The sequence below is a fragment of the Pseudomonas sp. TWRC1-2 genome, from assembly GCF_049896685.1.
Classification (GTDB): Bacteria; Pseudomonadota; Gammaproteobacteria; order Pseudomonadales; family Pseudomonadaceae; genus Aquipseudomonas.
Genome location: NZ_JAFCUU010000003.1, coordinates 1 through 17,492, shown reverse-complemented (window position 1 = coordinate 17,492; position 17,492 = coordinate 1). Strand labels below are relative to the sequence as shown.

16 protein-coding genes are annotated in these 17,492 nt (G+C 58.7%); 2 read left to right on the top strand and 14 right to left on the bottom strand.

Features of this window, described 5'->3' with window-relative positions; translation table 11 throughout:
- Nucleotides 1-50 precede the first annotated feature (50 nt).
- The 14 genes from ACP7B3_RS08930 to ACP7B3_RS08865 all read right to left on the bottom strand — a co-directional run bounded on the left by ACP7B3_RS08930 (nt 51) and on the right by ACP7B3_RS08865 (nt 14,428).
- Nucleotides 51-1,709 carry a Na/Pi cotransporter family protein gene (locus ACP7B3_RS08930; RefSeq protein ID WP_106576055.1) on the bottom strand — a complete coding sequence of 553 codons (1,659 nt, stop codon included), beginning with the start codon at nt 1,707-1,709 and terminating at the stop codon, nt 51-53.
- A 211-nt stretch (nt 1,710-1,920) separates the two neighbouring features.
- Nucleotides 1,921-2,688, bottom strand: coding sequence for a TerC family protein (locus ACP7B3_RS08925; RefSeq protein ID WP_106576056.1), 768 nt, complete (start codon nt 2,686-2,688; stop codon nt 1,921-1,923).
- Nucleotides 2,689-2,753: 65 nt separating this feature from the next.
- Nucleotides 2,754-4,061 (bottom strand): CitMHS family transporter, encoded by a 1,308-nt coding sequence (locus tag ACP7B3_RS08920; RefSeq protein WP_242200462.1) that lies wholly within the window; start codon nt 4,059-4,061, stop codon nt 2,754-2,756.
- 274 nt (nt 4,062-4,335) lie between these two features.
- Entirely contained in the window at nt 4,336-6,297 is a 1,962-nt protein-coding gene (locus tag ACP7B3_RS08915; protein ID WP_426178658.1) for a DUF4105 domain-containing protein, read from the bottom strand.
- A complete protein-coding gene (locus ACP7B3_RS08910; protein ID WP_145158555.1) occupies nt 6,294-6,614 on the bottom strand; it encodes a DUF2388 domain-containing protein in 321 nt (106 codons plus the stop codon). The genes ACP7B3_RS08915 and ACP7B3_RS08910 overlap by 4 nt, the downstream gene beginning before the upstream one ends.
- A 26-nt stretch (nt 6,615-6,640) precedes the next feature.
- The gene (locus tag ACP7B3_RS08905; protein WP_106576060.1) at nt 6,641-6,949 is read right to left on the bottom strand and encodes a DUF2388 domain-containing protein; all 309 of its coding nucleotides are present in this window, start codon (nt 6,947-6,949) and stop codon (nt 6,641-6,643) included.
- A 105-nt stretch (nt 6,950-7,054) separates the two neighbouring features.
- Nucleotides 7,055-7,375, bottom strand: coding sequence for a DUF2388 domain-containing protein (locus tag ACP7B3_RS08900; RefSeq protein WP_106576061.1), 321 nt, complete (start codon nt 7,373-7,375; stop codon nt 7,055-7,057).
- Nucleotides 7,376-7,532: 157 nt separating this feature from the next.
- Complete coding sequence (locus ACP7B3_RS08895) at nt 7,533-7,712, bottom strand: DUF1127 domain-containing protein (RefSeq protein ID WP_426178657.1); 180 nt, start codon at nt 7,710-7,712, stop codon at nt 7,533-7,535.
- Nucleotides 7,713-7,975: 263 nt separating this feature from the next.
- Nucleotides 7,976-8,191: a DUF1127 domain-containing protein gene (locus tag ACP7B3_RS08890; protein ID WP_003214752.1), complete on the bottom strand. Its 216-nt coding sequence runs from the start codon at nt 8,189-8,191 to the stop codon at nt 7,976-7,978.
- A 318-nt stretch (nt 8,192-8,509) separates the two neighbouring features.
- Nucleotides 8,510-10,003 carry an acetyl-CoA hydrolase/transferase family protein gene (locus ACP7B3_RS08885; RefSeq protein WP_145158558.1) on the bottom strand — a complete coding sequence of 498 codons (1,494 nt, stop codon included), beginning with the start codon at nt 10,001-10,003 and terminating at the stop codon, nt 8,510-8,512.
- Nucleotides 10,004-10,182: 179 nt separating this feature from the next.
- Entirely contained in the window at nt 10,183-11,619 is a 1,437-nt protein-coding gene (locus ACP7B3_RS08880; RefSeq protein ID WP_119741358.1) for an NAD(P)(+) transhydrogenase (Re/Si-specific) subunit beta, read from the bottom strand.
- Nucleotides 11,619-11,939 (bottom strand): NAD(P) transhydrogenase subunit alpha, encoded by a 321-nt coding sequence (locus ACP7B3_RS08875; protein WP_003187417.1) that lies wholly within the window; start codon nt 11,937-11,939, stop codon nt 11,619-11,621. Before ACP7B3_RS08875 ends, ACP7B3_RS08880 begins: the two co-directional genes overlap by 1 nt.
- Nucleotides 11,940-11,954: 15 nt before the next feature.
- The gene (locus ACP7B3_RS08870; protein ID WP_426178656.1) at nt 11,955-13,076 is read right to left on the bottom strand and encodes a Re/Si-specific NAD(P)(+) transhydrogenase subunit alpha; all 1,122 of its coding nucleotides are present in this window, start codon (nt 13,074-13,076) and stop codon (nt 11,955-11,957) included.
- 452 nt (nt 13,077-13,528) lie between these two features.
- Entirely contained in the window at nt 13,529-14,428 is a 900-nt protein-coding gene (locus ACP7B3_RS08865) for a LysR family transcriptional regulator (RefSeq protein ID WP_426178655.1), read from the bottom strand.
- 157 nt (nt 14,429-14,585) lie between these two features.
- Here ACP7B3_RS08865 and ACP7B3_RS08860 point away from each other — a divergent pair, with 157 nt between their 5' ends.
- Complete coding sequence (locus ACP7B3_RS08860) at nt 14,586-15,767, top strand: acyl-CoA dehydrogenase (protein WP_053253703.1); 1,182 nt, start codon at nt 14,586-14,588, stop codon at nt 15,765-15,767.
- Between the two features lie 12 nt (nt 15,768-15,779).
- Nucleotides 15,780-17,000, top strand: coding sequence for a CaiB/BaiF CoA transferase family protein (locus ACP7B3_RS08855; protein WP_262206009.1), 1,221 nt, complete (start codon nt 15,780-15,782; stop codon nt 16,998-17,000).
- Nucleotides 17,001-17,492: the final 492 nt, after the last annotated feature.

The following is a 17,492-nucleotide window of genomic DNA, read 5'->3' as shown; positions in this document are numbered from 1 at the left end:
TCCTGGCGAGTGAGGTCCACTGTTAACTGACTTCACTCACCGTCGTACGTTCAGGGTGAATGGGTGATGTCGGCGATATCTTCGGCCGAGAGCGCGCCGGTGTCGGACGTTTCGAGCACGACGTAGGCGCTGCTGCAGAACAGCGAGTTGAGGCGTTTCATGTCGGCAATCAGCTCCAGGTGCAGGGAACTGGTTTCCAGGCTCTGTACGATCTTGCGTTGCAGACGGCTGACGTGGGCGTGGGCCAGGCGGCGTTCCTGAGCGCGGAAGCGGCGCTTCTCGCGCAGCAGTTGGCGGGCGCTTTCCGGGTCGGCACTGAGGAACACCGACAGGCCCAGACGCAGGTTGGCAATCAGCTGGGTGTGCAGGCCGGCCAGCTCCTCCAGACCTACTTCGGAGAACTGCCGACGTTGCGAGGTTTTCTGCTGCTGAACTTTGCGCAGCATGCGCTCGATCAGGTCGCCAGCCAGTTTCAGGTTGATCGACAGCTCGATGATCTCGGCCCAACGACGGCTGTCCTGTTCGCTGAGGTCTTCACGCGGCATTTGCGCCAGGTAAAGCTTGATCGCGCTGTACAGGGCTTCAACGTCGTCACTGAGGCTGCGCATTTCCTGAGTGATGGCGGTTTGCTTGCCGCGCAACACTTCGAGCATTGCGGTGAGCATGTTGTCGATCAGGTCGCCCAGGCGCAGGGTTTCGCGCGCGGCGTTGGCCAATGCCAGGCTTGGGGTGTCGAGCGCGGCAAGGTCGAGGTGGCGCGGTTTGGCTTTGCCGTTGGTCTCGGCCTGTTCCGGCAGCAACCAAGCGCACAGGCGCGCCATTGGGCCGATCGTCGGCAGCAGGATGAGGCAGCGGCTGACGTTGTAGAGCAGGTGGAAGGTAATGACCATGCCTTGGGCGCTGTAGTCCAGGCCGTCCATCCAGCCTACGAGCGGGTCGAGCACCGGGATGATCAGCAGCAAGCCGATCAGTTTGTACAGCAGGCTGCCCAGTGCCACTTGCCGACCGGCCGCGTTCTGCATGCTGGTGCTAAGAAACGCCAGCACGCCACTGCCGATGTTGGCGCCGATCACCAGGCCGATGGCCACGTGCAGGCCGATCACGCCCGCCCCGGCCAGGGTTGCCGTGAGCAGTACGGCAGCCAGGCTGGAGTAGGAAATCATCGCGAACAATGCACCGACCAAGGCATCCAGCAGGATGTCGCCGGTCAGCGAGGCAAACAGCACTTTGACGCCTTGGGCGTGGGTAATGGGCCCGGCGGCTTCGACAATCAGTTGCAGTGCCAGAATGATCAAGCCCAGGCCGATGCCGACGCGGCCCATCTGCCCTGCTCGCGTCTGTTTGCGCGACAGGAAGAAAATCACCCCGAGAAAAATCAGCAGCGGCGACAGCCAGGACAAGTCAAAGGTCAGCACGCGCGCCATCAACGCTGTACCGACGTCGGCACCGAGCATGGTCGCCAAGGCAGGCGTGAGCCCCATCAGGCCCTGGCCGACAAAGGATGTCACCAGCATTGCCGTGGCGTTACTGCTTTGCACCATGGCCGTCACCAGGATACCGGCGACAAACGCCAGCCAGCGCTTGGACATGTTCTGCCCGATGACTTGGCGCAAGTTAGAGCCGTAGACCCGCAAGATGCCGGTACGGACGATATGCGTGCCCCAGATAAGCAGGGTCACGGCGGAAAGCAGATTGAGCAAGGTCAGCATGCTCGGCCCCCCGTGTGGGTTAGCTCAAAAAGAGCAAATAAGAATTGCCGCGTGCCGCTCTACGTCTTGTACTTAAGCTGTAGTTGGCGAATGGGCTGCGCGCCAGCATCGCATAGCTAAAGTCGTGTTTGAAATAAAACTGTCATGAAATCAGTTTTTTGCAGATGAAAAAAAGGGGCTCGAAAGCCCCTTTTTCAGCAGCGGGTCAGTGTTATTGACCCGGAATGTCCTTGCGCAGTTTCACTGGATCCTGCTGTTTCTTCTTTTTCGCGATAGCGGTGCGCATCTTGATATTGATCGCTTCCACCGCCAGCGAGAACGCCATGGCGAAGTAGACGTAGCCTTTTGGCACGTGCACGTCGAAGGATTCGGCAATCAGCACCGTACCCACCACCAGCAGGAACGACAGCGCGAGCATCTTCAGCGACGGGTGCTTGTCGATGAACTCGCTGATGGTGCCGGCAGCCAGCATCATCACCAGAACGGCCACCACGATCGCCGCCACCATCACCGGCACGTGAGAAACCATGCCGACCGCAGTGATCACCGAGTCCAGCGAGAACACGATGTCGATGATGGCGATCTGAATGATGGTGTAGATGAACTTGCCGCCGGCGCCTTTCGGCTCATCGTGGGTTTCGTCTTCGCCTTCCAGTGCGTGGTACATCTCCTGGGAGCTTTTCCACAGCAGGAACAGGCCACCGAAGAACAGGATCAGGTCGCGGCCGGAAATGCCTTGGCCGAAGACCACGAACAGGTCGGCGGTCAATTGCATGACCCAGGTGATCGACAGCAGCAACAGGATTCGCGTGACCATGGCCAGGGCCAGGCCGAAGATCCGGGTGCGCGCCTGCATATGCTTGGGCATGCGGCTGACCAGGATCGAAATCATGATGATGTTATCGATGCCCAGGACGATCTCGAGGGCCGTCAGGGTGAAGAAGGCAATCCAGATTTCCGGATTGGTCAGCCATTCCATGTGTATTCCTTTGAGCAAATGTTAAACCGCGCAAGCTGCAGCGCCGCGCGGGTGAGTGGGTACGATTATAGAGTGCTGAACAGCGGAAAAATCCCCATCAGCAAAGCGGCGAACATTATGCACAGGCACACCAGCACTGCCCACTTGAGGGTAAAGCGTTGGTGATCGCCAAATTCGATACCGGCCAGGGCTACCAGCAGGTAGGTCGAAGGGACCAGCGGGCTGAGCAAATGCACGGGTTGGCCGACGATAGACGCGCGGGCCATCTCCACGGCGGTGATGCCATAGTGGCTGGCGGCTTCGGCGAGTACCGGCAGTACGCCGTAGTAAAACGCGTCGTTGGACATGAAGAAAGTAAACGGCATGCTCACCAGCGCGGTGATCACCGCCAGGTAAGGGCCCATGGCTTCAGGGATGACCGCCAGCAGGCTTTTGGACATGGCGTCGACCATGCCGGTGCCCGACAGGATGCCGGTGAAAATACCGGCGGCGAAGATCAGCCCCACCACCGCCAGTACGCTGCCTGCGTGGGCAGCGACGCGGTCTTTCTGTTGTTGCAGGCACGGGTAGTTGACGATCATCGCGATGCTGAACGCCACCATGAACAGCACTGGCAGCGGCAACAAGCCGGCGATCAGGGTGCACATCAGGGCAAAGGTCAGGGCGCCGTTGAACCAGATCAGCTTCGGACGGCGAGCATCCGGGAACTGCGACACGCTGATCTCGCTGTGGTCGATCTCGTCACCCTGCAGGTGCAGTTCGCCCAAGCGCGCTCGTTCGCGTTTGCCGTACATGTAAGCAATCGCCAGGATTGCTATTACGCCGGCGGCCATGGCCGGGATCATCGGTACGAAAATATCCGAGGGGTCTACGTGCAGCGCACTGGCGGCGCGGGCGGTCGGGCCGCCCCATGGCGTCATGTTCATCACGCCACCGGCGAGGATGATCAGGCCGGCCATGATCCGTGGGCTCATGCCGATGCGCTGGTACAGCGGCAGCATGGCGGCGACGCAGATCATGTAGGTAGTCGCGCCGTCACCGTCGAGGGACACCACCAGCGCCAGCACGGCGGTACCGACCGACACTTTCAGCGGGTCGCCCTTGACCATCTTGAGGATCTTGCGCACGGCCGGGTCGAACAGGCCGGAGTCGATCATCAGGGCAAAGTAGAGAATGGCGAACATCAGCATCACGCCGGTCGGCGCAAGCTTGGTGATGCCCGCAAGCATCATCGGCCCGATCTCGGGTGCAAAGCCACCAAACAGGGCGAACAGGATGGGCACGATGATCAAGGCAATCAGCGCGGAAAGGCGCTTGGTCATGATCAGGAACATGAACGTGATGACCATGGCAAAGCCAAGGAAAGTCAGCATAGGAATACTCCAGGCGTAGCGCGGCTAGGGAATGGCGAACCGGTTTGGGGTCAGCGCAGTACGAAAGGCACGTGGCGTACGGGTGGAGTTGGAGCGAAAGGGCAAGGACGAGCGGACATCGGGAATCACCATTGTTGTTGTTAACAGCCGGTCTGTTGCCGACAGTGGGGGCGATCCTAGACGTGGAAGCTTTCAGCCAGCTTTCGCTGTGTAATCAGGTGATGAGAGGTTTTTCTGTTTCTTCTGTAGGGCAAGTCAGCTTGTGTGGGGCGAATTATGGAAGCTCAAGGCCGCCCGCCGCTTTGTGCAGCGCGCGCAGGTGCTCGCCCACCTGTTTGAGATTGGCTTCACACGCAGCAATTTCGGCGGCGCGGGAAGGCTCGAGCAGCACCCTCACCTCTTTATCCAGATCGCCGGTCAACGATTGCAGCTGCTTCTGGCGCTCGGCGCTTTCCGATTCCAGGCGTTTGGATTCCGAAGGTTGTGGCAGGCCGTAGCCACTACTGCCCAGTAGTTCCGCCGGGCGGCTGAGGAAGCCGCTGTTGGCGAGGATCTGTTGCAGTGTGTTGTTGGCTTTTTCCATGCCGCCGTTTTTCAGCTCGCGGGCACCGAGGTAGCGTTGTTTGACTTCATCCTGGGCCAGCATCAGCTGTTTGCGATAGCTGGCCTGTTCCAGCAGCAACAGCGCGGCGCTGGTGCGCAGGTCGGCCTGGCTGAACCATTGGCGGCGTTCTTCTGCGCTGAGCGACAGCCAGTCTTCGACCTCGGTCTGCTTGATCGGCAAGTGTTTGCGCAGGACATCGAACATCGCCTGGTAACGCTCGCGGAACGAGTCGAAGTGATAACCCCGGCGCAATGCCTCGCGTTTATCCTCGAGGACGCTGGTGTCGGCCAGGCCGCGTGCACTGAGCACTTCCAGCAGACCGTTGGGGGTGATGTTGTCGAGCCCGGTCAGCTGTGGGTTGGCGCTGCCACTGCGCAGGAGTTTCAGGCTTTCGACCGCGCAGTTGTTGGAGATGAAGAAGTAGTTACCGTCGTAGCTCCAATGCATTTCGGCGGCATGCTCGACGGTGTCGTTGATCTCTTGGCGGGTGAGTTTCAGCGGTACGGAGGCCAGCCCGCGCAGCTCGGTCTTGGTGTATTCGTCGATGACCTGGGCCAGTGGCAGCACGAACAGGCGTGACGGGTATTTGCCCACCAGGCCATCCCAGCTCGACAGCTGTACGTCACCGACAAAGGCGCGGTAGGACAGGACCAGGTGTTGGTCCAGATCCAGGCGGCAATCCGGGCCGCGCGGGCGACCGGGCGCGCAGATCACCAGGCGCAACATGCTATGGCCCCAGCGGCTGACCAGGTTCTGGTTGGCTTCGGCCAGCAGGTAGTCGATTTCGTACACGCGCTCCGGATCGATCTGACCCAGTGGCGTCTTGGCGAAATCGTTGCCTGCATTCAGAAATGCGTAGGTTTTGGCGCAGGTGTCTTGCTCGGGCGGCGCCCAGCCGAAGTGTTCCTTGTAGTAGCGAAACAGCGCGGGGCGACGGCAGGCGTAGCTCGGGTCGAGGAGGAAGTACTCCATGTTGACTGCCACGAACTCCAGCGGGCTGGTGGTTTCGTAGATGTCCGGGCTACGGGCAACCTGGTGGTTGTGTTGTTCACGTTCGCCGCGACGGCCCACGTATTGCGGCCAGCCGGCGAGGTCCAGCAGGCGCGGGTCGTCACTCAAGGTAAAGCGGCGATCATTCTGGCCACGGCATTGATCGGGCAGGCCGATCAGGCCGGTGATGTTGTTTTGGCGGCTGCAGCGTTGGATGAGCGTGCGGTCGTCTTTGGACCACAGTCGCGCACGGTCATAGATGTGGGTCAGCTCATGCAGCACGGTGGCGAGCATTTCGCGGCGCACAGTGCCGTGTGGGCGATTGGTTTTTTGGGTGGCGGCGCTGCCGTCGGTCAGGCTGGCGAGCAGGTTCTGATTCAGATCAAGCTCAGACACCAGTGAGGCCTGACCATAGGCGTTTTCAGGCATTTTGTCGGTCCAGCCGACATCGATACGTCGGTCCAGTTGCTCGACAAAGCGCGGCGGCAAAGCGCGCATCGCTTCATCAAGCAATGCCTGGCTGGCCTGCTGTTCGGCCGGGCTCAAGCCATCGGTCTTGAGCCGCAGTTGCAGGCTGGCCTGGGCTGCGCCTGCACAGAGCAGCACAGTCCCGGCCAATAGCCAGGCGACCAGGCGCCTCACAGAGCGAGGATGGCTTCGGCGAGCGTCTGGTCACTGGCATCGCGAGCTTCCGGCACGCGGGTTCGCAGGGTGTCGAAGGCGGCTTCCAATTGGGCGCCACGGATCTCGCCATTGGTGGCGACGAAACTGGCGGCATCGTCGTGGGCTTCGCGCACGACTTTGGAGTCGCGTATGGAGGTGGTGGTGTCCGAGGTGAAGTCGATGGTGCGGGCCGAGGCACGCACGACGATGTTACTGGTGGCCTTCAAGGTTTGCGCGTGGGCGACATCGGCCAACAACAGCAGGCCGAGAGCGGCGGCGATCAGCGGGCTACGCATGAAATAACTCCAAAATACAAAGATGATTATTGGACGAGAATTGCTTGCGCCAGTTCAAGGTCGCTTGCATGAAGTTTTGGCTGGGTGCGGCGCAGATAATCCAGCGCGGATTCCAGACGAGCACCCCGCCATTGGCCGTCAGTGGCGATAAAAGCGGCAGCGTCATCCTGGGCGGCCATTACCAACTTTCTGTCAAAGGGCGCTGACGTCACCTTGCTGGTGGCGTACGCACTGATGACGGTGCTCTGGGTGGACACATCAAAGGCCGAAGCCAAGGGTGACCAGCAGACGGAAAATAATACGGGAACGATCAACAGGCGGTATGAAAAAACCATGAGACTCGACAACTGAAAGCGAGCGCCAAGGCTAGCGCAACGCCCGGGCGAGAGCCAGCGCTGACACATGAGGTAGCAGCTGGCGCCCTTCTCTGTCGATCTGCGTCAGATAGCCAGGATCGCTTGAGCGAGCTGCGTGTCACTCGCCGCATTCAGTTGGGGGGCTTGTTGGCGGATCTGGGCCAAGGCGCTTTCCAGCTTCACGCCACGGATGGCGCCTTCGCTGGCAACAAAGCTGGCGGCGTCATCGCGAGCGGCCTGGACGACCTTGTTGTCCCGCAGGGAGGACGTGGCATCCGAGCTGGCATCGGAGGTGGCTTTCAGCGCGCCGACGATCGAATCGGTGGTCACGATAAGGCTGCTTGCGTTGGCATTGGCAGCCACGGCCAACAGGGCTGCAGCACTCAGCAGGCGAAGACGGGACATGGAATGACTCCTGTAGATGAACAAATAAAGCGGCGCAAAGCGGCCACTGTGAAACCGACGTTGTTGCAATTGAGCATCAGACGTCGGTTCTACAAGGTTCGCCACGTGATGACGCGATCTTAAGCTGCCGTTTATCTATTCGGAAAGCCCCACCGTTTTAGTCGCGCCAGAACGGTTTGGACAGCTCGGCGATTCGGTCGCCCTGGCTGATGCCAGCATCGGACAGCTCGCGAGCGTCGAGTTGTGCCAGTTGTTGGCGTTCATGGGCCTGTTTCGCCCATCGAGCCAGTGCACTGGCGCTACGAATAATCAGTCGTTTACTGGACGAGGCTCGCATGGGGAGCGCCTTTTTATGAGGTAGTGGAACTCCATGTTGGGCGTGTCTCTGACACCAATACAGATACACCAAGTCTAAATTGTACTGCTTAACTGTAATATTTTTTAAACTGTACTGGTTACGAAGCAGCTCATCTGTTTGCGATCTAAAAAGCTGAATCCCAGAAACAGCAAAGCCCGCCTCCGGTTACCCGGGGCGGGCTTTGCTTTGACAAATCTGAATGCTGGCGGTGGACCCGGCGGGTCAGGGCCAGCGGGCGCCAATTAGCGCCAGAACGGCTTGCTCAGCTCTTCGTAGCGTTGAGCTTCGCTGATACCGGCGTCAGCCAGCAGACGCGAATCCAGACGAGCCAGTTGATGGCGGCTGGAGATGCGGCGCTGCCACAACATCAGGTTGGCGAGAACGCGCAAAGGCAGGGAAGCCTGGGTGTTTACAGCTTTTTCTTCGAAGAACAGATCGGAACTGAGTGTACGTTCCATGATGACATCCTTCCGCTTGTGGCGGGATTAGGTAGTGGTTTAACTGATGCCAATGATCCTCCTCCGACGCAAGACTCTGTAGATACAGTTCAACTGTATTGTGAAGGGCCAGTTAACTGTTTATACCCGCTGTACTGTACGGAAATGGGGCAACTGTACCTGTCCGCACTGAAACAGTGCGAAATGAGCAATTTCGATGATGTATGTAGGAATATACGGCGGGAAATGACCGGTACAGCAGTACAGTTTTTTGCAGATCTGATTCTGATGCATTCGAGCTGATGCAACTGTATGAGCATCAGCTCGAATCTGTATCAATCACGCCTTGAGCATGTGCCCGGTTTCTTCCAGGTTAATGTGCCAGCTCAGTGCCTCGCGCAGGATATGCGGGGTATGCCCGCCGATAGCACAGGCCGCGTTGAAGTAGCTGTTCAGCGCATCGCGGTAGGCCGGATGCACACAGTTGTCGATGATCACCCGAGCCCGTTCCCGTGGCGCCAGACCGCGCAAGTCGGCAAGGCCCACTTCGGTGACCAGAATGTCGACATCATGCTCAGTGTGGTCCACATGGCTGACCATCGGCACGACGCTGGAAATGGCGCCGCCCTTGGCGATCGACTTGGTTACGAAGATGGCCAGGTGCGCATTGCGCGCGAAGTCCCCGGAGCCGCCAATACCGTTCATCATCCGCGTGCCACACACATGGGTGGAATTGACGTTGCCGTAGATGTCGAATTCCAGCGCGGTATTGATGCCGATAATGCCCAGGCGACGCACCACCTCAGGGTGGTTGGAGATTTCCTGTGGGCGCAGCACCAGCTTGTCCTTGTAGTGCTCCAGGTTGCCGAACACGTCGGCGTTGCGCCGTTCCGACAAGGTAATCGAGCTGCCGGAGGCGAAACTCAGCTTGCCCGCATCGATCAGGTCGAAGGTCGAATCCTGCAGGACTTCCGAATACATCGTCAGGTCTTCGAACGGCGATTCGATCAAACCGCACATCACGGCGTTGGCGATGTTGCCAATCCCGGCCTGCAACGGGCCGAGCTTGTTGGTCATGCGACCGGCGTCCACTTCCTGCTTGAGGAAATTGATCAGGTGATTGGCGATGCCTTGGGTATCGGCGTCCGGCGGCGTCACAGTGGATGCGGAATCAGACTGGTTGGTGATTACGATGGCGACAATCTTTTCCGGCGGGATCGGAATTGCGGTGCTACCGATGCGGTCGTCGACCTTGACCAGCGGGATCGGCGTGCGCGTCGGCCGGTAGGTGGGAATATAGATGTCGTGCAACCCTTCCAGGTTCGGGTTGTGCGCCAGGTTGATCTCTACGATCACGTGCTTGGCGAAAATCGCAAAGCTGGCCGAGTTACCCACGGAGGTGGTCGGCACAATATGGCCTTGCTCGGTGATCGCGACGGCTTCGATCACGGCAATATCTGGCAGCTTGAGCTGGTTGTTGCGCAGTTGTTCGACGGTTTCGGACAAGTGCTGGTCGATGAACATCACCTCACCGGCGTTGATTGCCTTGCGCAGGGTGCTGTCGACCTGAAATGGCATGCGTCGGGACAGCACGCCGGCTTCTGTCAGTTGCTTGTCCAGGTCATTGCCCAGGCTGGCGCCGGTCATCAGGGTGATTTTCAGCGGCGAAGTCTTGGCGCGTTCGGCCAGGGCGTGAGGGACGGCCTTGGCTTCACCGGCGCGGGTGAAGCCGCTCATGCCGACGGTCATGCCGTCCTCGATCAGTGCGGCGGCGTCTGCCGCGCTCATGACCTTGTTCAACAACGAAGGCAAGCGGATACGATCACGGTACATGAATTGTTATCTCAGGCTACGGAAGCAAGGTGGGCAGTGTAGTGATTTCAAAAAATTTCGGCCCGCTACCATGGTCGAATGCCAGGCGGCGATTTAGAGCCTTTGGTCGGTTTTAATCCAGCAATAAAAAACCCCAGCCTACTGCAGGCCAGGGTTTCGGGTATTGCGCTGGCGCAGTGTTATTCGACGGCTTTGACCATGTCTTCGATGACCTTCTTGGCATCACCGAAGACCATCATGGTCTTGTCCAGGTAGAACAATTCGTTGTCCAGGCCCGCGTAGCCGCTGGCCATCGAGCGCTTGTTGACGATGATGGTCTTGGCCTTGAACGCCTCAAGGATCGGCATGCCGGCGATCGGCGAATTAGGGTCGTTCTTGGCGGCCGGGTTGACCACGTCGTTCGCGCCCAGCACCAGCACCACGTCGGCCTGGCCGAACTCGGAGTTGATGTCTTCCATCTCGAACACCTGGTCATAAGGCACTTCGGCCTCGGCCAGCAGCACGTTCATATGGCCAGGCATACGGCCCGCCACCGGGTGGATCGCATACTTCACGGTCACGCCGCGGTGGGTCAGCTTCTCGGTCAGCTCTTTAAGCGCATGTTGCGCACGTGCCACCGCCAAGCCATAGCCCGGCACGATGATCACGGTGTCGGCGTTGGTCAGCAGGAAAGTGGCGTCGTCGGCAGAGCCGGATTTGACCGGGCGCGCTTCTTTCGAGCCCGCAGGGCCCGCCGCATCGGCTGTGTTGCCAAAGCCGCCGAGCAGTACATTAAAGAACGAGCGATTCATCGCCTTGCACATGATGTACGACAGGATCGCGCCGCTGGAGCCCACCAGCGAGCCGGCAATGATCAGCATCGAGTTGTTCAGCGAGAAGCCGATACCCGCCGCTGCCCAGCCGGAGTAGCTGTTGAGCATCGACACGACGACCGGCATGTCGGCGCCGCCAATCGGGATGATGATCAGCACGCCAAGCACGAACGCCAGGGCCAGCATCAATGCGAAGGCGCTGAGGTTGCCAGTGAACATGAACGCCAGGCCCAGACCCAGGGTTGCAAGGCCCAGCACCAGGTTCAGCTTGTGCTGGCCGCCGAACTGTACCGGTGCGCCTTGGAACAGGCGGAACTTGTACTTGCCCGACAGCTTGCCGAACGCGATCACCGAACCGGAGAAGGTGATGGCACCGATGGCCGCGCCGAGGAACAGTTCCAGGCGGTTACCGGCAGGGATCGAGTCGCCCAAGTGTTTGACGATGCCCAGGGATTGCGGCTCGACCACGGCGGCAATGGCGATAAACACCGCGGCCAGGCCGATCATGCTGTGCATGAATGCCACCAGCTCAGGCATCTTGGTCATTTCTACGCGCTTGGCCATGATTGAACCGGCGGTGCCGCCGATCAACAGGCCGACAATCACGTAACCAATGCCAGCAGTGGCCAGCTCAGCGCCCAGCTTATAGATCAGGCCCACGGTGGTAAGCACCGCCAGCGCCATGCCGAGCATGCCGAACAGGTTGCCGCGTCGCGACGTGGTGGGGTGTGACAAGCCTTTGAGGGCCTGGATAAAGCAGATCGACGCGATCAGGTAGAGCGTCGTTACAAGATTCATGCTCATTACTTTGGCGCCTCTTCTTTTACTTTCGGGGCTTTTTTCTTGAACATCTCGAGCATCCTGCGCGTTACCAGGAAGCCGCCGAACACGTTGACTGCCGCCAGAGCCACGGCCAGAGTGCCCATGGTCTTGCCCAAGGGGGTAACGGTAAGGGCCGCCGCCAGCATGGCGCCGACGATCACAATCGCCGAGATCGCGTTGGTCACGGCCATCAATGGCGTGTGCAGCGCGGGTGTGACGTTCCAAACCACGTGGTAACCGACGTAAATCGCCAGCACAAAGATGATCAGGTTGTAGATACCGGGGGAGATAAGCTCTTCCATCGTCTGAATCCCTGCTTAGGCGTTTTTACGGATGACTTGGCCGTCGCGGCACATCAGGCACGCGGCGACGATGTCGTCTTCGAGGTTGATTTCAAACTGCCCTTCCTTGGTGAAGACCAGCTTCAGGAAGTCCAGCAGGTTGCGCGCATACAGAGCAGAAGCATCAGCAGCGACTGCGCCGGCCAGGTTGGTCGGGCCGCAGATGGTCACGCCGTTTTCCACGATCACCTGATCGGCGACCGTCAGCGGGCAGTTACCGCCCTGGGCGGCGGCGAGGTCGATGACCACAGAGCCGGGTTTCATTTGTGCGACGGTTTCAGCACTCAACAGCGTCGGTGCCTTGCGGCCCGGGATCAGCGCGGTGGTGATAACAATGTTGGCTTGCTTGGCGCGTTCGTGTACGGCCAGGGCCTGGCGTTGCATCCAGCTGGAAGGCATGGGGCGCGCATAACCGCCGACGCCGACGGCGCATTCGCGTTCTTCGTCGGTTTCGTAGGGCACGTCGACGAACTTGGCACCCAGGGATTCGATCTGCTCTTTTACTGCCGGGCGCACGTCGGACGCTTCGATCACTGCACCCAGGCGTTTCGCCGTGGCAATGGCCTGCAAGCCTGCAACGCCGGCGCCGAGGATCAGCACGCGCGCGGCTTTGACGGTGCCGGCGGCAGTCATCAGCATTGGCATGAAGCGTGGGTAGTGATGGGCTGCCAGCAATACCGCTTTATAGCCGGCGATGTTCGCTTGCGATGAAAGCACGTCAAGGCTCTGGGCCCGCGAGGTGCGCGGTGCAGCTTCAAGGGCGAAGGCCGTAATGCCGCGCTCGGCAAGCTTGGCGATGGTTTCGTTGCTGAACGGGTTGAGCATGCCCACCAACACGGTGCCGCTTTTGATCAGCGCCAGTTCGCTGTCGCTGGGGGCAACCACCTTGAGAATCAGCTCGGCACCCAACGCATCCTCGGCACTGCCAATGGTTGCGCCTGCGGTTTCATAGGCGCTGTCCACGACACTGGCTTTAATGCCTGCACCGCTTTGAACAGTGACCTTATGGCCCTGGCCGATCAGCTTCTTGATGGTTTCCGGGGTGGCAGCCACCCGCGTTTCACCGGTCTGGGTTTCGAGAGGAACACCAATGTGCACGTCAAATCTCCTGCATGATCTTTTTGCTTTTGATCTTTTTGTAAAAAGGCCAGTGCACCGCGAGTGGCGCAACTGGGGCGGCCGATCAGCACGATCCCGCCGAAATGACAGCGGGGCGCGGCATTTTGCAGGCGAACTTTACGGCCATCAAGGGATTATGACGGGTGACGAAAAATTAACTACAAGTCACCCTGTGACTGATTGTCGCAATGCACCCTAATAACTGTTTTAAATACAGGTGTTTAGAGGGGTTCAGGCTTTTTTGAGACTTTTTCCAATCGTCGCTGTGAATGGGCGGGCATTGGCCGCATATGGTCGCTGCAAGCCATGTGGATCATAGCTTTGAGCTTGATTTCTGGCTGGCAAGTACAGTCTGCGTAAATGCGACATATCCGTACATCTGTAGGATTTGGAATATCTTGACTACAGGGTCAGTAACTAGCGTAGAGCCTTTAAACATTGGGGCTATAACGCTGTGATTGATCAATTAACCAGTCTCTGAAGGCGTGCAGTGAGGCGGATTCGACTTTTCGTTCGGGAATCATCAGGTAATACGCCTTCGAACTGCTGAGGGCTTCGGGGCTTGCGATCACTAATTGCTTCTCCTCAAGCTCGCGCTGGATAAGGAATGGCGGAATCAGCGCAATGCCCATGTCATGCATGGCGGCTTGAGACAACATCGAGAATAGCTCGTAACGAGGGCCTGTCATGTCACGGGGTATGTTCAGTTGTTGCGCGCTGAACCATTGGCGCCAGGCGTATGGCCGAGTGGTTTGCTGCAGTAGCGGCAATTGCGCGATCTGCTGAGGGCTGAAGTGGTCACGGTCACCCAGCAAGCGCGGGCTGCACACCGGCAGCGGATTTTCCCCCATCAGATGGTGGGACTCGGTGCCGGACCAGTCGGCATCGCCGAAGTAGATCGCAGCATCGAATTCGGTATCGGCAAATAGAAACGGGCGCGTCCGGTTGGTGAGATTGACGGTCACCTCTGGGTGGTGTCGTTGAAAATCTTTGAGGCGAGGGATCAACCATTGGGTACCGAAGGTTGGCACCACGGCCAATTCAATGACGTTGGCGCCCTGCTGTCCCATTACTGACAAGGTGTCGCGCTCTACGGCGTCCAGTTGCATGGCGACGCGCCGGCTATAGGACAGGCCCGCTTCCGTCAGTTTTACCCCGCGCCTTGAGCGCCGAAATAGCTCGACACTCAAAAACTCTTCAAGGCTGGCGATCTGTCGACAGATGGCGCCTTGGGTGATGGAAAGCTCGTGCGCCGCCTTGGTAAAGCTCTCGTGGCGGGCCGCAGCCTCAAAGCTGACCAGAGCAGTCGTACTGGGAATTTTTCTGCGCATGTACGGAGTACTCACTTATAAAGCGCGTCTGCGCCCTTCTCAGTCGTTTCGGAGTGAGAAATTAGCACAACCCTATGCAGAAACCTCGTTTGCCCTCTGCGTCTGCCCAGCCTAGGCTGCACCTACGACTTCTGATTTTTTCCGCGAGGGCTTATTCATGGCTGGTAAGGCAAGCTTCAACTGGATCGATCCGCTGCTGCTGGATCAACAGCTCACCGAAGAGGAGCGCATGGTACGTGACAGTGCTGAGCAGTTCGCCCAGGACAAGCTGGCGCCGCGTGTGCTCGAAGCCTTCCGCCATGAAAAGACCGACCCCGCGATTTTTCGCGAGATGGGCGAAACCGGCCTGCTCGGCGCGATGATCCCTGAGCAGTACGGTGGCAGTGGCTTGAATTACGTCAGTTATGGGTTGATCGCCCGTGAGGTCGAGCGTGTCGACTCTGGCTATCGCTCGATGATGAGTGTGCAGTCGTCACTGGTCATGGTGCCCATCAACGAATTTGGTACCGAGGCGCAGAAGCAGAAGTACCTGCCGAAGTTGGCATCCGGGGAATGGATCGGCTGCTTCGGCCTGACCGAGCCTAACCATGGTTCTGACCCGGGCGCGATGATTACGCGGGCGCGCAAGGTAGACGGCGGCTACAGCCTGACTGGCGCCAAGATGTGGATCACCAATAGCCCGATCGCCGATGTGTTTGTGGTTTGGGGCAAGGATGATGCCGGGGATATCCGCGGTTTTGTCCTTGAGAAGGGCTGGAAAGGTCTGAGCGCTCCGGCGATTCACGGCAAGGTCGGCCTGCGGGCTTCCATTACCGGTGAAATTGTCATGGATAACGTCTTTGTGCCGGAAGAAAACATTTTCCCGGATGTGCGTGGTTTGAAAGGGCCTTTCACCTGCCTTAACTCGGCGCGCTACGGCATTTCCTGGGGCGCGCTGGGTGCCGCCGAGTTCTGCTGGCATACCGCTCGCCAGTACACCCTGGATCGTCATCAGTTCGGGCGTCCATTGGCGGCAACCCAATTGATCCAGAAGAAGCTGGCCGATATGCAGACCGAGATCACGCTGGCGCTGCAAGGGTGCCTGCGTCTGGGGCGCATGAAGGATGAAGGAACGGCGGCGGTTGAGATCACTTCGATCATGAAGCGCAACTCGTGCGGCAAGTCCCTGGATATCGCCCGTATGGCGCGTGACATGTTGGGTGGCAACGGTATTTCCGATGAGTTCGGGGTGGCGCGCCACTTGGTCAACCTGGAGGTGGTCAACACCTATGAAGGAACGCACGACGTGCACGCTTTGATTCTTGGGCGTGCGCAAACCGGTCTTCAGGCGTTCTATTAATAGGAGCACGGTATGGGCGCGCTTTCACATCTGCGTGTACTGGATTTATCGCGAGTGCTGGCGGGCCCCTGGTCCGGGCAGATCCTTGCGGACCTTGGGGCTGAAGTGATCAAGGTCGAGCGGCCTGGTAATGGCGACGACACGCGTGCATGGGGGCCGCCCTTTCTTAAGGATGCATTTGGCGAGAACACCAGTGAAGCGGCGTATTACTTGTCGGCCAACCGTAACAAGGAGTCGGTGACTATCGACTTCACGCGGCCGGAGGGGCAGAAGCTGGTGCGTGACCTGGCGGCCAAGTCCGACATCCTGATCGAGAACTTCAAGGTGGGCGGCCTGGCGGCATATGGGCTGGACTATGAATCGCTGAAGGAGATCAATCCCGAGTTGATCTATTGCTCGATCACGGGCTTTGGTCAGACGGGGCCTTATGCGACACGCGCGGGTTATGACTTCATGATCCAGGGGCTGGGTGGCCTTATGAGCCTGACCGGTAGGCCAGAGGGTGATGAAGGGGCTGGGCCTGTGAAGGTGGGCGTGGCATTGACCGACATCCTGACCGGGCTCTACTCGACGGTGGCCATTCTCGCAGCGCTGGCTCATCGCGATCATGACGGTGGCGGGCAGCACATTGATATGGCGTTATTGGATGTGCAGGTAGCATGCCTGGCTAACCAGGCGATGAATTACCTGACGACGGGTGTTTCGCCAAAGCGTTTGGGCAATGCTCACCCCAATATCGTGCCTTATCAGGATTTTCCCACGGCTGATGGTGACTTCATCCTCACGGTGGGTAACGACGGGCAGTTTCGCAAGTTCGCTGAGGTGGCGGGGCAGCCTCAATGGGCAGAGGATCCGCGCTTTGCTACTAATAAGCTGCGGGTGGCTAATCGCGCGGAGCTGATTCCGTTGATTCGCCAGGCTACCGTCTTTAAGACCACCGCTGAGTGGGTATCGCAGCTGGAGCGAGTGGGTGTGCCGTGCGGGCCTATCAATGACTTGGCACAGGTGTTCGCCGACCCGCAGGTCAAGGCGCGGGGGTTGGCGATGGCATTACCGCATGCGTTGGCGGGGATGGTGCCTCAGGTAGCGAATCCGATAAGGCTTTCCAAGACGCCGGTGGAGTACCGTAGCGCGCCTCCTCTATTGGGAGAGCACACGGTTCAGGTGCTGCAAGGTGTGCTTGGGCTGGGGCCGGCGAGTGTGGCTGCTTTAAAGGAGGCGGGGGTTATATGAGCGTTTCCCTCTATATAGAGGGTGTGAAGGGCTCAATGTCGGTTGTTTTTTAATCAATCCTAACTAATTGATAGAAAAGCAAAATTAAGGGTTGACGGCAGATTCTGGAAGTCTATAATTCGCCCCACTTCCGGCGCAGTCGAAACGGAAAACTCCTTGGTAAACAAAGAGTTACGCGAGATTCGACAGCGAGCTGCTTCAGTTCATCGAAGCCCAGAAGGAGTTGGTAGGGCGGTGTTGTTTGGCTCTAATAACGTTTCGATCTTCTCGGTCGAAAGCGGAGAAAAAGAGGTGTTGACAGCAGCGTGTAACGCTGTAGAATTCGCCTCCCGCTAACGAGAGATCGGAAGTGCAAGTGGTTGAAGTTGTTGAGGAAATCTTCGAAAACTTCTGAAAATAATCACTTGACAGCAAATGAGGCTGCTGTAGAATGCGCGCCTCGGTTGAGACGAAAGATCTTAACCAACCGCTCTTTAACAACTGAATCAAGCA